Raw genomic sequence first — 15,761 nt, 5'->3', positions numbered from 1 at the left:
TAACGTGCGGTTTTGTACGCTCAAACTTTTCTTTAGCCATTTCTAACTCCGTTTATTCTAGCTGGCCCTTAGCCGGCCGATTTGGCTTTGACTTCGTCCGCAACTGCCTGCGGGACGTCGGCATAATGATCGAACTGCATCACGAACTGGGCACGGCCCTGGGACATGGAGCGCAGCGTGTTGACGTAACCGAACATGTTCGCCAGCGGTACGAACGCGTTAACAACGCGTGCAATACCACGGGAGTCCATGTCACGGACCTGGCCACGACGGCTGTTCAGGTCGCCAATGATGTCGCCCATGTATTCTTCCGGGGTCACTACCTCGACCTTCATGATCGGCTCGAGCAGCTTCGGAGAAGCTTTTGCCAAACCTTCGCGGAATGCTGCGCGAGCAGCGATTTCGAAGGCCATGACGCTCGAGTCAACGTCGTGGTATGCACCGTCCGTCAACTTGATAGAGAAGTCGGTTACAGGGAAGCCTGCGATAACACCGCTCTGCAGCGAGCTTTCGAGACCTTTCTGTACGCCCGGGATGTATTCCTTCGGAACGTTACCGCCAACAACGGTATCGGAGAAGGAGAAGCCCGAACCCGGTTCACCCGGGGTGAAGGTCAACTTGATACGTGCGAACTGACCCGAACCACCCGACTGTTTTTTGTGGGTGTAGTCGATATCGACTTCTTTCGAGATCGTCTCACGGTAAGCAACCTGCGGCGCGCCGACGTTTGCTTCGACTTTGAATTCACGCTTCATACGATCGACAAGAATGTCGAGGTGAAGTTCGCCCATACCCGAAATGATGGTCTGGCCGGATTCGTGGTCGGATTTAACGCGGAACGACGGATCTTCCTGTGCAAGACGTGCAAGGGCGAGACCCATTTTTTCCTGGTCGGCTTTCGATTTCGGCTCAACAGCGATTTCGATAACCGGATCCGGGAATTCCATACGCTCGAGAATGATCGGCTTGGCCGGGTCACAAAGGGTATCACCAGTGGTGGTGTCCTTCATGCCAACCAGAGCAACGATGTCGCCCGAGCATGCGTATTTGATTTCTTCGCGGTTGTTTGAATGCATAAGAAGCATACGGCCGATACGTTCTTTTTTCTCTTTAACAGAGTTGAGAACATACGAACCGGCATCCAGAACACCGGAATAGATACGAATGAAGGTCAAGGAACCGACGAACGGGTCGGACATGATCTTAAACGCAAGAGCAGAGAACGGTGCTTCGTCGGTCAGCGGACGGGTATCCGGCTCGTCTTCGGTGTTCGGCTTAACGCCACGAACATCGTCGATGTCATCCGGAGCCGGCATGTAGTCGACAACAGCATCAAGAAGCGGCTGAACGCCTTTGTTCTTGAACGCGGTACCCAGAAGGACCGGAACAAGGTTACCAGCGATCGTACCTTTGCGGATGCACTTCTTGATAACTTCCTCGGTCGGCATTTCGCCTTCGAGGTAAGCTTCCATTGCTGCTTCGTCGCACTCGACAGCCTGTTCGATCAGGGCTTCGCGGTATTCCGCAGCCTGGTCAGCAAGCGAGTCACGGATGTCGCGATATTCGAATTCTGCACCAAGGCTTTCGTCTTTCCAGACGATTTCCTTGTTGCGAACGAGATCGACAACACCTTCGAATTCGCCTTCGGAACCAATCGGCAGCTGCATAACAGCAACATTGGCACCGAGACGTTCTTTCATCATCTCAACGCAACGGAAGAAGTCCGCACCGGTACGGTCCATTTTGTTGACAAAGCACATACGCGGTACGTGGTATTTGTCAGCCTGGCGCCAAACGGTTTCGGTCTGCGGTTCAACACCGGAAACGGCATCGAAGACTGCGCAAGCACCATCGAGAACGCGGAGCGAACGTTCAACTTCAATCGTGAAGTCAACGTGGCCCGGGGTGTCAATGATGTTAACACGGTGATCGTTCCAGAAGCAGGTAGTTGCAGCAGACGTAATCGTGATGCCGCGTTCCTGTTCCTGTTCCATCCAGTCCATGGTCGCGGCGCCGTCGTGGACTTCGCCGATCTTGTAGGACTTGCCGGTGTAGAAAAGAATTCGCTCGGTTGTCGTGGTTTTACCAGCATCGATGTGTGCCATGATGCCAATATTGCGATACCGAGAGATCGGAGTACGTTGTACCATAATCGACTCTTGATCCTGAGGTCTGGGTTACCAGCGATAATGAGCGAAAGCCTTGTTGGCTTCGGCCATACGGTGGGTATCTTCGCGTTTCTTGACGGCCGAGCCACGGTTGTTGGCTGCGTCCATCAGTTCGCCTGCAAGACGACCAACCATGGTGGTCTCGGAACGTTTGCGCGCAGCGTCAACCAGCCAACGAATGGCCAGAGCCTGACGACGCTCGGAACGAACTTCAACCGGAACCTGGTAGGTAGCACCACCAACACGGCGCGAACGAACTTCGACGTTCGGCTTCACGTTATCCATGGCTTCGTGGAACTGGGCAACAGGGTCTGCACCCTTGCCTTCCATAACTTCCAGGGCACCATAAACGATCTTTTCAGCTGCGGATTTTTTACCATCCAGCATCAGACCGTTCATGAACTTGGTCAGAACCTTATCGCCATATTTGGCGTCAGGCAGAACTTCGCGCTTTTCAGCAGCGTGACGACGTGACATCTGAGCTGCTCCTTATTTCGGACGCTTCGCGCCGTATTTCGAACGACGCTGTTTACGGTCTTTGACACCCTGCGTATCGAGGGTACCGCGAATGATGTGGTAACGGACACCCGGCAAATCTTTTACACGGCCGCCGCGGATCATTACGACGGAGTGTTCTTGCAGGTTGTGGCCTTCACCCGGGATGTAAGAGGTAACTTCGTAGCCGTTGGTCAAACGAACACGAGCAACCTTACGAAGTGCCGAGTTCGGCTTCTTCGGGGTAGTGGTATAGACACGGGTGCAAACGCCGCGTTTCTGCGGGCATGCTTCCAGTGCCGGAACCATATCGCGCTGGGTGCGCGGAGTCCGCTTTTTGCGGATCAACTGGTTAATAGTGGGCATTAACTTTCCCTTTTACTTTAACGGACGCCACTAGGGCGTTGCTCTTATCGACGCACGACGAGCGACCACGCGTCTTTGTACAAGTACAAAAACACGCGCGGACGCCCATAAAAGCAGGAGTTCCTGCCTCGACGGCCGTCAGAGTCGCACTCAAGCGATGGGGGGCGAAAACCGCCCGCTACCGCACAAAACGGCACCGGCACAGTTGCACCCCCCTAGATTCGGTGGGCGCATACTAGTGACGGGCCCCTTTTGCGTCAAGCAAAACCCTCTGGGCCTTCGAGTTGGCGCTTCAAACGCCGAAACGAGCCGGTGCGTCGATAAGAGTCCGGCTCGTTTCTGATTCTTTTTAACTGTCTGACGCGACGAACTTATTCGCCTGCCGGCAGTGAAGCAGTATCGGATTGCGGACCAAAGTTGTCGCCGATTTCCTCTTCTGCTTCGATCTGTACATTTTTGTCGCGTTCGGCAGCCAGTGCACGGAAGCGGTTCATCACCGCACCGGTACCAGCCGGGATCAGACGACCCACGATGACGTTCTCTTTCAGACCGATAAGCGTATCGGTTTTGCCCGAGACAGCAGCCTCGGTAAGAACGCGCGTGGTTTCCTGGAACGACGCGGCCGAAATGAAGGAGTGCGTCTGGAGCGAGGCTTTGGTGATCCCCTGGAGGACCGGTGCGCCTTCGGCCAGTTCGCCGCCTTCTTTAAGAGCACGTTCGTTTTCGGCATCAAAATCAACGCGGTCAATGATTTCGCCAACCAGAAGCGTGGTGTCACCCGGTTTGGTGATTTCCACTTTCTGCAGCATCTGACGTACGATGACTTCGATGTGCTTGTCGTTAATCTTCACGCCCTGCAGACGGTAGACTTCCTGGATCTCGTTGACCAGGTAATCTGCCAGTGCCGGGACGCCCATAACACGCAGAATGTCGTGCGGAACCGGTGAACCATCGAGAAGCTGATCGCCCTGCTCGACGAAGTCGCCTTCCTGAACGGCAAGGTGCTTGCCTTTCGGGATCAGGTATTCGACCGGTTCGGTCAGACCCGAGTCTTCGAGCGGATGAACCACGACGCGACGCTTGTTCTTGTAGTCCTTGCCGAATTCGACGCGACCCGGAATATCCGAGATAATCGCGTGTTCTTTCGGTTTGCGGGCTTCGAACAGCTCGGCAACACGCGGCAGACCACCGGTAATGTCACGGGTTTTCGAACCTTCACGCGGGATACGTGCGAGCACGTCACCAGCAGCGACCTTCTGACCGTTCTCGACCGAGAGAATAGCATCAACCGAGAGGAAGTAACGGGCTTCAAGACCGTTATCCAGGTTGATGACCTCGCCGTTTTCGTTACGCAGGGTAACGCGCGGCTTAAGGTCGGATGCCTTCGGCATGCTCTTCCAGTCGATAACCGTCTTCGAGGCGATACCGGTCGCTTCGTCATAGACTTCGCGAATGGTTACGTTCTCGAGAAGGTCGACATAGTTCACGTAACCTTCTTTCTCGGTAATGATCGGCAGGGTGTACGGATCCCATTCAGCCAGTTTCTGGCCACGGGTAACCTGCGCGCCTTCATCGGTCAGAAGTTTCGCACCATACGGAACGCGATATTTCGCACGTTCACGACCGGTCTTGTCGATCAACAGGATCTCGAGGTTACGCGCCATGACGATGTTCACGCCCGACGAGTTCTCAACAACCGCGCGGTTTTTCAGTTTCACGGTGGCATCGAAGTTTGCTTCGACACCGGAAACTTCTGCACCACGCTGCGCGGCACCACCAATGTGGAACGTACGCATGGTCAGCTGGGTACCTGGCTCACCGATCGACTGTGCGGCGATAACACCGACAGCTTCACCGATATTGACCGTGGTACCGCGGGCCAGGTCACGACCATAGCAATGGCCGCAAACACCGGTTTCGGCGTCACAGGTCAGAACCGAACGGATACGCGCCATTTCGACGCCAGCCTTTTCGATCAGATCAAGGTGATCTTCTTCGACCATTTCGTTCTTCGGTACGATGATTTCACCGGTCGACGGATTGACAATCTCGTCAGCGGTGAAACGACCGAGGATACGATCGGAAAGGGTTTCGATAACCTCACCGGAGTCGACGACGGCTGCGATGTCGAGACCACGATCAGTACCGCAATCATGCTGAGTGATGATGCAGTCCTGGGCCACGTCAACGAGACGACGGGTCAGGTAACCCGAGTTTGCCGTTTTCAGTGCGGTATCAGCCAGACCTTTACGAGCACCGTGGGTGGAGTTGAAGTACTCCTGCACGGTCAGGCCTTCTTTAAAGTTCGAAATAATCGGCGTCTCGATGATCGAGCCATCCGGTTTCGCCATCAGGCCACGCATAGCAGCCAGCTGACGCATCTGGGCGGCAGAACCACGGGCACCGGAGTGCGCCATCATGTAAACCGAGTTCACATTGTCACCTTCTGCCGTTGCCGAGATGACTTTCATCATCGCTTCGGAAACGTCGTCGGTGCACTGTGCCCAGGCGTCAACAACCTTGTTGTATTTCTCACCACGGGTGATGAGACCATCCTGGTACTGCTGCTCGTATTCCTTGACCTTTTCATGGGTCTCGCCAACCAGCTTTTCTTTGGCGTCCGGAATGATCATGTCATCCTTGCCAAACGAAATACCGGCTTTACATGCCCAGTTGAAACCAAGGCCCATCATGCGGTCAGCAAAAATAACGGTCTCTTTCTGGCCACAGTGACGATAGACGACGTCGATAACGTTCGAGACGTCTTTCTTGGTCAGCAGCTTGTTGATGGTCGAGAACGGGATGCGCGGATGACGCGGCAGAAGTTCCGACAGCAACATGCGGCCCGGGGTGGTGGCAACACGAACGGTGATCGGTTCGTTGTTTTCATCAACCGTGTGGTAACGGGCATTGACCTTGGAATGCAGGTTTACAACACCTTCATCCAGTGCCTGCTCGATCTCGGCGATGTTAACAAACGACATGCCCTCGCCCGGCTGACCATCACGCTCCATGGAGATGTAGTACAGACCAAGGACGATGTCCTGGGACGGCACGATGATCGGTTTACCCGATGCCGGCGACAGGATGTTGTTGGTCGACATCATCAGGGTACGTGCTTCAAGCTGGGCTTCAAGCGACAGCGGTACGTGGACAGCCATCTGGTCACCGTCGAAGTCCGCGTTAAACGCAGTACAAACGAGCGGGTGAAGCTGGATGGCCTTACCTTCGATCAGGGTAGGCTCGAACGCCTGAATACCAAGACGGTGCAGCGTCGGTGCGCGGTTAAGCATGACCGGGTGTTCACGGATAACCTGTTCAAGGATATCCCAAACTTCGGCACGCTCTTTTTCCACCATGCGCTTTGCAGCCTTGATGGTGGTCGCCATCCCGTACAGTTCCAGCTTCGCGTAAACGAACGGCTTGAACAGTTCGAGCGCCATTTTCTTCGGCAGACCGCACTGGTGCAGTTTCAGGTTCGGACCCACGGTAATAACCGAGCGACCGGAATAGTCGACGCGTTTACCCAGAAGGTTCTGACGGAAACGACCCTGCTTACCTTTAAGCATGTCCGACATCGATTTGAGCGGACGCTTGTTGGCACCGGTGATCGGACGACCGCGACGGCCGTTATCAAACAGCGCGTCAACCGATTCCTGAAGCATACGTTTTTCGTTACGCACGATGATATCAGGCGCACGAAGCTCGATCAGGCGCTTCAGACGGTTGTTACGGTTGATCACACGACGATAAAGATCGTTCAGATCCGAGGTCGCGAAACGGCCGCCATCCAGCGGAACCAGCGGGCGCAGTTCCGGCGGGATAACCGGGATCACTTCAAGGATCATCCATTCCGGGCGTGCGCCGGATTCCTGGAAGGCCTCAATCAGCTTGAGACGCTTGACCAGCTTCTTGCGCTTGGCTTCGGAATTGGTTTCCTTGAGGTCGATTTTCGCGGTTTCGCGTTCTTCATCAAGGTCGATCGCCGCAAGCATATCGCGGATGGCCTCGGCACCGATACCGGCGCGGAAGCTGTCTTCGCCATATTCTTCCTGGGCGGTCATATACTGGTCTTCGGACAGGAGCTCACCCATTTTAAGCGGGGTAAGGCCCGGTTCGATAACCACATAGTTTTCGAAGTACAGAATGCGCTCAAGATCCTTGAGCGTCATGTCCAGCAGCAGACCCAGACGGCTCGGCAGCGACTTCATGAACCAGATGTGGGCAACAGGTGCCGCCAGTTCGATATGGCCCATACGTTCACGACGTACTTTGGCCAGAGTCACTTCGACGCCGCATTTCTCACAGATAATGCCGCGATACTTCATACGCTTGTACTTGCCGCACAAGCATTCGTAGTCCTTCACCGGACCAAAAATGCGCGCACAGAACAGGCCGTCGCGCTCCGGTTTGAAGGTCCGGTAGTTGATGGTTTCCGGTTTCTTGATCTCGCCGAACGACCAGGAGCGGATACGCTCCGGGCTGGCAATCTGAATCCGGATCTGATCGAAGCTCTGGGTGCCCTGCGGCTGCCCGAAGATCTTCATCAACTCGTTCATAAAGGCTCTCCCGCTATGCCCGGTCTCGCCGGGTTTCGCCAATTTCAGGCCGAAAGATGCGATTTGGCGACCGGGATGCCCGGATGGGCACCCCTGTCAGCCAAACACTTAGAAATCGTTCTGCTCAAGCTCGACATTGAGGCCAAGCGAACGGAGTTCTTTAACGAGAACGTTAAAGGATTCCGGAATGCCGGCTTCGAAGGTGTCTTCGCCGCGAACAATGGCTTCGTAGACCTTGGTACGGCCCGAAACGTCATCCGACTTGACCGTAAGCATTTCCTGGAGGGTGTAAGCGGCACCGTAAGCTTCGAGTGCCCACACTTCCATCTCCCCGAAACGCTGGCCACCGAACTGCGCCTTACCACCCAGCGGCTGCTGGGTAACAAGAGAGTACGGACCAATCGAACGTGCGTGGATCTTGTCGTCGACCAAGTGGTGCAGTTTGAGCATGTAGATATAGCCCACTGTCACCTTGCGATGGAATTTCTCACCGGTACGACCGTCATAGAGGTCGACCTGGCCAGAACCATCAAGGCCTGCTTTTTCAAGCATACGAACAACATCCGGCTCACGGGCACCGTCGAAGACCGGGGTGGCCATCGGGACGCCGCGACGCAGGTTGTTACCAAGTTCAATGACTTCGCCATCAGAAAGCTCTTTGATGCCGGCGATGTATTCTTCGCCTTCGTAGACATCATTAAGCTTGCTGCGCAGGTCATCCATCTCGCCACGACCATCGGCAACAGCATCGACGAGTTCGCCGATCTGTTCACCCAGACCACGAGACGCCCAACCAAGGTGGGTTTCAAGGATCTGGCCGACGTTCATACGCGACGGAACACCCAGCGGGTTCAAAACGATATCGACCGGCGTACCGTCTTCGAGGTGCGGCATGTCTTCAACCGGCATAATGCGCGATACGACACCCTTGTTCCCGTGACGGCCGGCCATTTTATCACCCGGCTGCATTTTACGTTTAACTGCGACGAAGACTTTGACCATCTTCATCACGCCCGGCGGCAGTTCGTCGCCGGCCTGCAGTTTGTCGACCTTGTCATCGAAGCGGGCCTGAAGAACAGCAATCGATTCCTCGAACTGTTTTTTCAGAGCTTCGATGTCAGACATGACATTGTCATCTGCAACAGCGATCTGGCGCCAAAGACCACGGGCAACGCCCGACAGGCTTTCTTCGGTCAGCTCACCGGTCAGGCCCTTCGGACCATCAACCAGTTTCTGACCAACCAGAAGGTTCTGCAAACGACCATAGAAGTTACGCTCGAGGATTGCGCGTTCGTCATCGCGGTCCTGTGCGAGACGTTCGATTTCTGCGCGTTCGATCGCCAGAGCACGTTCGTCCTTGTCAACGCCACGACGTGAGAACACGCGGACTTCAACAATGGTACCGAACTGTCCCGGCGGGACACGCAGCGAGGTATCGCGAACGTCAGATGCTTTTTCACCGAAGATGGCGCGCAGAAGTTTTTCTTCCGGCGTCATCGGGCTTTCGCCCTTCGGCGTTACCTTACCGACAAGGATATCGCCCGGTTTGATTTCCGCACCGATGTAGACAATGCCCGCCTCGTCGAGGTTTTTGAGCGCTTCTTCACCGACGTTCGGAATATCACGGGTGATTTCTTCCTGACCGAGCTTGGTATCGCGGGCCATGACTTCGAATTCCTCGATATGGATCGAGGTATAGACGTCATCACGGGCAATACGTTCGGACAGAAGGATGGAGTCCTCGAAGTTGTAACCGTTCCACGGCATGAACGCGACGAGCACGTTACGGCCGAGGGCCAGTTCACCCATATCGGTACACGGACCATCCGAAATGATGTCACCCTTCTGGACAACATCGCCAACTTTCACCAGCGGACGCTGGTTGATGCAGCTGCCCTGGTTGGAACGCTGATATTTCAGCAGGGTGTAAATATCGACACCCGATTCCGAAGCAGCAATGTCACCAGTTGCGCGAATGACCATACGGGTCGCGTCAACGGACTCAACAACACCATCACGGCGTGCGATCAGGGTTGCACCCGAATCACGTGCCACCGGAACTTCCATACCGGTCCCGACATACGGAGCCTCGGAGCGGATCAACGGAACCGCTTGACGCTGCATGTTCGAGCCCATCAGTGCACGGTTCGCGTCATCGTTCTCGAGGAACGGAATGAGCGCGGATGCGACCGATACCAGCTGCTTCGGCGAGACGTCCATCAGGTCGATCTCTTCGGAGCGGGCCATGTAGTGGTCACCGGCCTTACGGGTGTTGATCAGTTCGTTGGTGAAGCTGAAGTCAGCATTAAGCGGTTCGTTTGCCTGTGCGATGACATAACGGCCTTCTTCGATCGCCGAGAGGTAAATAACCTCTGCGGTGACGTTACCATCGACAACCTTACGATACGGGCTCTCGATGAAGCCGTACTGGTTGACGCGGGCAAAGGTCGCCAGCGAGTTGATCAGACCAATGTTCGGACCTTCCGGCGTTTCAACCGGGCAGATACGACCATAGTGGGTCGGATGAACGTCACGCACTTCAAAGCCTGCACGCTCACGGGTCAAACCACCCGGGCCAAGCGCCGAAAGACGACGTTTGTGGGTAATTTCCGAAAGCGGGTTGGTCTGGTCCATGAACTGCGACAGCTGCGAGGAGCCGAAGAATTCACGAACAGCAGCCGCAACCGGCTTGGCATTGATCAGGTCATGCGGCATGACGTTGTCGATCTCGACCGAGCTCATACGCTCGCGGATCGCACGTTCCATACGCAGCAGACCAACGCGGAACTGGTTTTCCATCAGCTCGCCAACCGAACGCAGACGACGGTTACCGAGGTGGTCAATATCGTCAATCTCGCCACGACCGTCTTTCAGGTCGATCAGAACACGGACGACTTCCAGAATGTCTTCGCGACGCAGGATACGAACGGTGTCTGCACATTCGAGGTTCAGACGCGCATTCATTTTCACGCGGCCAACCGCGGAAAGGTCATAACGCTCTGAATCGAAGAACAGGCCCTTGAACATGGCTTCCGCACCCTCGAGGGTCGGCGGCTCACCCGGGCGCATCACGCGATAGATGTCCACAAGGGCTTCTTCGCGGTTGCTGTTCTTGTCCAGCGCCATGGTGTTGCGCAGATACGGACCAACCTGGTTGTGGTCGATCATCAGCAGACGAACGGAATCAACACCCCATTCTTTCAGCTGCTCGAACACTTCCTCGGTCAGTTCGTGGCCGGCTTCTGCCAGGATCTCGCCGGTTTCACCATCGATGAGGTCATCCGCCATGAACCAGCCGTTAAGCTGCTCTTCGGGCACGAGGATCTCGGTGACACCCTCTTCGGCGATTTTACCAGCAGAACGCTTGGTGATCTTGGAACCAGCCGCAGCAACAACTTCGCCGCTTTTGGCATCGATCAGATCGAAGACAAGCTTCTGGCCAATGTAACGCTCGACGCTGAAATCGGTAACCCAACCATCCTTGGTGCGGCGGTATTCAGCCGACTCATAGTAATAGTTGAGGATTTCTTCCGGGGTCAGACCTTCGATTTCCGACGGATCGACAGAGCGGCCTTCTTCGGCACGCTGTGCACGCAGCTGTTCGGACTCTTCGTTTTCAAGAGCCATAAGCAGCGTGGTCGCCGGCAGTTTGCGGCGACGGTCGATACGGACGTAAAGAATGTCTTTGGCATCGAATTCGAAATCGAGCCAGGAACCACGATACGGAATGACACGTGCGGCAAACAGATATTTGCCCGAGCTGTGGCTCTTGCCCTTGTCATGGTCGAAGAAGACGCCCGGCGAACGGTGCATCTGGGAAACAATCACACGCTCGGTGCCGTTCACGATAAAGGTACCGTGTTCGGTCATGAGCGGCATGTCGCCCATGTAAACGTCCTGTTCCTTGATATCGCGGATCGAACGGGCACCCGTGTCCTCGTCGATATCCCAGACAACCAGACGCAGGGTAACGCGCAGCGGTGCGGCAAAGGTCATACCACGCTGGCGGCACTCTTCGGTATCGTATTTGGGCTGCTCAAGCTCATAGGAAACAAATTCAAGAGTTGCGCGTTCCGAAAAATCTTTAATCGGAAAGACGCTCTTGAATACTTCCTGAAGACCTGCATCGTCTCGCTGCTCCTGCGAGATTCCGGTCTGCAAAAACTTATCGTAGGAATTCTTTTGAACCTCGATGAGATTCGGGAGCGGAGCGACTTCGCTGATCCGTCCAAAGCTTTTGCGGATGCGCTTTCGACCAGTAAAGGACTTATCCATCATCGTTCCTTTAATCGCGCCTCCCCACACCGTCCGAACTCGTTCGTCCCTGCTCTGTCACGTTTGCGAGTCGCGCAAAACGCATACAGCACAACGACGCCCGAGCCCCGTACGGGGCGGGCGTTCACTTGATTATGACTGTGGATGTTATTTGACATCCAACTTGATTGAGATCACTGATCCCTCGGCTGTCGACGCCGTCAAAGATAACCTCTGACCTAAACGGCCTTACGTTATGTACGATTACCTTTGGCAGCGTCAACCGTTAAATTCCTGTTCGCGCCTCTGCACGGGCTCGGCACGATTGCCGTAGTGCACAGAGACGGAAGGGCCGGCGCCCGAAGGACGCCGACCCAGACCTTGGCAAGAAGCCGTCGATTATTTGAGTTCGACGGTTGCGCCGGCTTCTTCCAGCTTCTTCTTGATTTCTTCGGCTTCGTCCTTAGCAACGCCTTCTTTGACGGCTTTCGGAGCGCCTTCAACCAGGTCTTTGGCTTCTTTGAGGCCAAGACCGGTGATGCCGCGTACTTCTTTAATGACGTTGATTTTCTTGTCACCAGCAGAAGCGAGGATAACGTCGAATTCGGTTTTTTCTTCTGCAGCAGCAGCACCGGCAGCAGCGCCACCAGCAGCAGCAACAGCTACCGGAGCAGCGGCGGAAACGCCCCACTCTTCTTCGAGCATTTTGGAAAGTTCTGCAGCTTCAAGAACGGTGAGCTTGGAAAGCTCGTCAACGAGTGCCTTAAGATCGGCCATTTTACTATACTCCTAGGCTTGAACTTAGATATCTGAGATATCTGATTACTTTGGTTTACGCGGCTTCGCCTTTGTCGGCATATGCCTTCAGCACCTGGGCGATCTGGCCCGCCGGCTTGGAGGTCAGCGTAGCGATACGCTGTGCCGGGGTCTGGATCATACCAACCAGTTTCGCACGAAGTTCGTCCAGCGACGGCAGTTCTGCCAGAGCTTTGATGCCCTGTTCATCGAGAACCTGTTCGCCGATGGCACCAGCAACAAGAACCAGCTTGTCGTTGGATTTCGCGAACTCGGAGGCTACTTTTGCGACCGAAGCCGGATCAGCTGAATAGCCAATCGCGGTCGGACCGGTGAAGTAGTCTGCAAGACCAGCAAATTTGGTGCCTTCCAGAGCAAGTCGCGTAAGCCGGTTTTTGGTGACCTTGAAGCCCGCACCAGAATCACGCATCTGTGCACGAAGAGCGGTGATTTCAGCAACCGTCAGACCCTTATACTGGGTGATGACGACGCCTTCCGCACCTTCGAACACTTCGCGCATTTCTGCTACGAACTGTTGTTTTTCATCGCGGTTCACTTTTAGTCTCCGACATTGCTTATTGCCCTGAACCCCACAAGGAGGTTCACAGACGCGACCAGTCCTTTCGAACTGGTCTGTGACGCCCGTCCGTTTGCCAGATGTTCAAGCCTTGTGTGAATCCCCGATGGGGAAAACTAAGAACCGGAACCTCTGCCTATGCAGGGAATTAAGAGTGGCAAATCCCACTCACCTGCAGTCTGGGACAGACAGGTAGAGAGGGCACTGAGCCCTCTCCGGTCCTGACCGATCCGAAGACCGGTCAGAATTCGAAATTTCTTACTTCGACGCGATGTCAGCAATCGACAGTTTCACGCCAGCACCCATGGTGGAGCTGATCGCAGCGCGCTGCAGGTAAACACCTTTTGCGCCTGTCGGTTTTGCTTTAACGATCGCATCGACGAATGCTTTTGCATTCGCAAGGATCTGTTCTTCGCTGAACGATGCCTTGCCGATACCTGCATGAACGATACCGTTTTTCTCGGCGCGGAACTGGACCTGGCCAGCTTTTGCGTCGGAAACAGCGGTCGCAACATCCATGGTTACGGTGCCGAGTTTCGGGTTCGGCATCAGGCCGCGCGGGCCGAGTACCTTACCGAGACGGCCGACAACAGCCATCATGTCCGGGGTTGCAATAACGCGATCATAGTTCAGATCGCCTTTCTGCATTGCTTCCATCAGATCTTCGGCGCCAACAGCGTCTGCACCAGCTTTCTGGGCTTCTTCTGCTTTGGCTTCTTTTGCGAAGACAGCAACGCGCATGGTTTTACCGGTACCATGCGGCAGGGAAACAACACCACGGACCATCTGGTCAGCGTGACGCGGATCAACACCAAGGTTCATGGCCATTTCGATGGTTTCATCGAATTTGGCTTTTGCACCTTCTTTGACGAGCTTTACAGCAGCTGCAAGTTCGTACTGGGTGTTACGGTCGATGCCCTCATAGGCCTGGGCAAGGCGTTTACCAGTCTTGGCCATCGTCTTACTCCACAACCTCGAGACCCATCGCACGGGCAGAGCCCTCGATCATTGCCATCGCGCCATCAACGTCAAATGCATTGAGGTCAGCCATTTTGGCTTCTGCGATTTCTTTGACCTGTGCTTTGGTGACTTTACCAACATAACCTTTACCGGTGGTGCCGGAGCCCTTGGCAATGCCTGCTGCCTTTTTCAGGAAGTAGGATGCCGGCGGGGTTTTGGTTACGAAAGAGAAGGAACGGTCGGAATAAACGGTGATGACGACCGGAATCGGCATACCAGGTTCCATCTGCTGGGTCGCTGCGTTGAACGCCTTGCAGAATTCCATGATATTCACGCCGCGCTGACCAAGAGCCGGGCCGACAGGCGGCGACGGGTTGGCTTTGCCGGCGGGAATCTGCAGCTTAAGATAGCCGTCGATTTTCTTCGCCATTAGGGTACCTCTTAAAGAAGCGCGCGGTACGGCCATGGCTGACCTCCCGCGCCTTGATTGCTGCCTGCATATACAAGCAGCGACTTAAATTTTCAAGATCGTTTTTTTTAAAGCTTCTCGACCTGGGTGTATTCCAGCTCGACCGGAGTTGAACGACCGAAGATCGAAACAGACACCTTCAGGCGTGCACGTTCTTCATCAACCCCTTCGACAATCCCGTTAAACGATGCAAACGGACCGTCGGAAACACGTACTTCCTCGCCGATATCGAATGCGATGGTCGGCTTCGGACGATCAACACCTTCCTGCACCTGATGCAGAATGTGCTGAGCTTCCTTTTCGGAAATCGGCATCGGCTTGCCACGGCTGCCGAGGAAATCGGTAACCTTGGCGGTGTTTTTGACCAGATGCCAGCTTTCGTCAGTGAGATCCATCTTCAGCAGGACATAGCCCGGGAAAAACTTCCGCTCGGCATTGACCTTTGCGCCGCGACGCACTTCGACAGTCTCTTCGGTCGGCACCAAAACTTCTTCGATCTCGCCTTCCAGACCTTTCTTGATAGCCTGTTCGCGGATCGACTGGGCAACCTTTTTCTCAAAACCGGAGTGAACGTGCAAAACGTACCAGCGATGCGCCATAATCAACCCCCAACACCAAAGACCAGCTTAACACCCCATGCGAGGAGCTGATCGACAACAAAGAAGAAAACAGACGCAAGAGCAACCATCACGAAAACCATGATGGTCGAAACAGTCGTTTCCTTACGGGACGGCCACGAAACTTTTTTCGCTTCGGAGCGGACCTGCTGTACGAATTGTGCTGGCGACGTTTTAGCCATTGTCGGGGTTACACCGCTTTCTAATGCTTTATTTCACAACCCGGAAAAAGTGGCAGGAGAGGAGGGACTCGAACCCCCGACACTCGGTTTTGGAGACCGATGCTCTACCAACTGAGCTACACTCCTACAAGACATCAGAAAGTTGAAAAGCTTATCTTCTTCCTGACTAAATCCCGCCCGGGTGGCGGGGTGTGCGGGCGGGTTATAGCCGCCCGCACATCCAAGATCAAGCACTCAATCGTGCAAAATCTCAAAAATTATTCGATGATTTTCGCAACAACACCCGCACCGACGGTACGACCGCCTTCACGGATTGCGA

The 15,761-nt window shown here is 54.8% G+C and carries 12 protein-coding genes and 1 tRNA gene; 1 reads left to right on the top strand and 12 read right to left on the bottom strand.

The genetic code is table 11. From position 1 onward, the window contains the following. Positions 1-68: 68 nt before the first annotated feature. From fusA to TH2_RS20280, 12 genes are all read right to left on the bottom strand, one after another. Entirely contained in the window at positions 69-2,150 is a 2,082-nt protein-coding gene (gene fusA / locus TH2_RS20335; protein WP_008892340.1) for an elongation factor G, read from the bottom strand. Positions 2,151-2,177: 27 nt separating this feature from the next. Beyond that, positions 2,178-2,645 (bottom strand): 30S ribosomal protein S7, encoded by a 468-nt coding sequence (gene rpsG, locus TH2_RS20330; RefSeq protein ID WP_007092426.1) that lies wholly within the window; start codon positions 2,643-2,645, stop codon positions 2,178-2,180. A 12-nt stretch (positions 2,646-2,657) separates the two neighbouring features. After that, positions 2,658-3,029, bottom strand: coding sequence for a 30S ribosomal protein S12 (gene rpsL, locus TH2_RS20325; RefSeq protein ID WP_008892339.1), 372 nt, complete (start codon positions 3,027-3,029; stop codon positions 2,658-2,660). Positions 3,030-3,400: 371 nt separating this feature from the next. Continuing rightward, on the bottom strand, positions 3,401-7,588 hold the full coding sequence (rpoC, locus tag TH2_RS20320) for a DNA-directed RNA polymerase subunit beta' (protein ID WP_008892338.1): 4,188 nt from the start codon (positions 7,586-7,588) through the stop codon (positions 3,401-3,403). A gap of 108 nt (positions 7,589-7,696) precedes the next feature. Further along, complete coding sequence (gene rpoB / locus TH2_RS20315; protein WP_008892337.1) at positions 7,697-11,863, bottom strand: DNA-directed RNA polymerase subunit beta; 4,167 nt, start codon at positions 11,861-11,863, stop codon at positions 7,697-7,699. A 378-nt stretch (positions 11,864-12,241) separates the two neighbouring features. Further along, positions 12,242-12,619, bottom strand: coding sequence for a 50S ribosomal protein L7/L12 (gene rplL / locus TH2_RS20310; protein ID WP_008892336.1), 378 nt, complete (start codon positions 12,617-12,619; stop codon positions 12,242-12,244). A 55-nt stretch (positions 12,620-12,674) separates the two neighbouring features. Beyond that, on the bottom strand, positions 12,675-13,193 hold the full coding sequence (rplJ, locus tag TH2_RS20305; RefSeq protein ID WP_008892334.1) for a 50S ribosomal protein L10: 519 nt from the start codon (positions 13,191-13,193) through the stop codon (positions 12,675-12,677). 279 nt (positions 13,194-13,472) lie between these two features. Continuing rightward, the gene (rplA, locus tag TH2_RS20300) at positions 13,473-14,171 is read right to left on the bottom strand and encodes a 50S ribosomal protein L1 (protein WP_008892333.1); all 699 of its coding nucleotides are present in this window, start codon (positions 14,169-14,171) and stop codon (positions 13,473-13,475) included. Positions 14,172-14,175: 4 nt separating this feature from the next. Continuing rightward, positions 14,176-14,604: a 50S ribosomal protein L11 gene (rplK, locus tag TH2_RS20295; protein ID WP_008892332.1), complete on the bottom strand. Its 429-nt coding sequence runs from the start codon at positions 14,602-14,604 to the stop codon at positions 14,176-14,178. 107 nt (positions 14,605-14,711) lie between these two features. Then, positions 14,712-15,242 (bottom strand): transcription termination/antitermination protein NusG, encoded by a 531-nt coding sequence (gene nusG / locus TH2_RS20290; protein WP_008892331.1) that lies wholly within the window; start codon positions 15,240-15,242, stop codon positions 14,712-14,714. A 2-nt stretch (positions 15,243-15,244) separates the two neighbouring features. Then, entirely contained in the window at positions 15,245-15,442 is a 198-nt protein-coding gene (gene secE, locus TH2_RS20285; RefSeq protein WP_040824880.1) for a preprotein translocase subunit SecE, read from the bottom strand. A 50-nt stretch (positions 15,443-15,492) separates the two neighbouring features. Further along, positions 15,493-15,568: transfer RNA gene (locus TH2_RS20280), tRNA-Trp, on the bottom strand. Between TH2_RS20280 and TH2_RS21840 the strand changes: the two genes are divergently transcribed. Next, the coding region (locus tag TH2_RS21840; RefSeq protein ID WP_231959838.1) for a hypothetical protein at positions 15,542-15,761 on the top strand (220 nt) is incomplete at its 3' end. The genes TH2_RS20280 and TH2_RS21840 overlap by 27 nt on opposite strands.

Source organism: Thalassospira profundimaris WP0211, from assembly GCF_000300275.1.
In the GTDB taxonomy this organism is placed as follows: Bacteria; Pseudomonadota; Alphaproteobacteria; order Rhodospirillales; family Thalassospiraceae; genus Thalassospira; species Thalassospira profundimaris.
The sequence above is the reverse complement of the archived record's forward strand: the minus strand, read 5'-3'. Positions and strand labels throughout refer to the sequence as shown.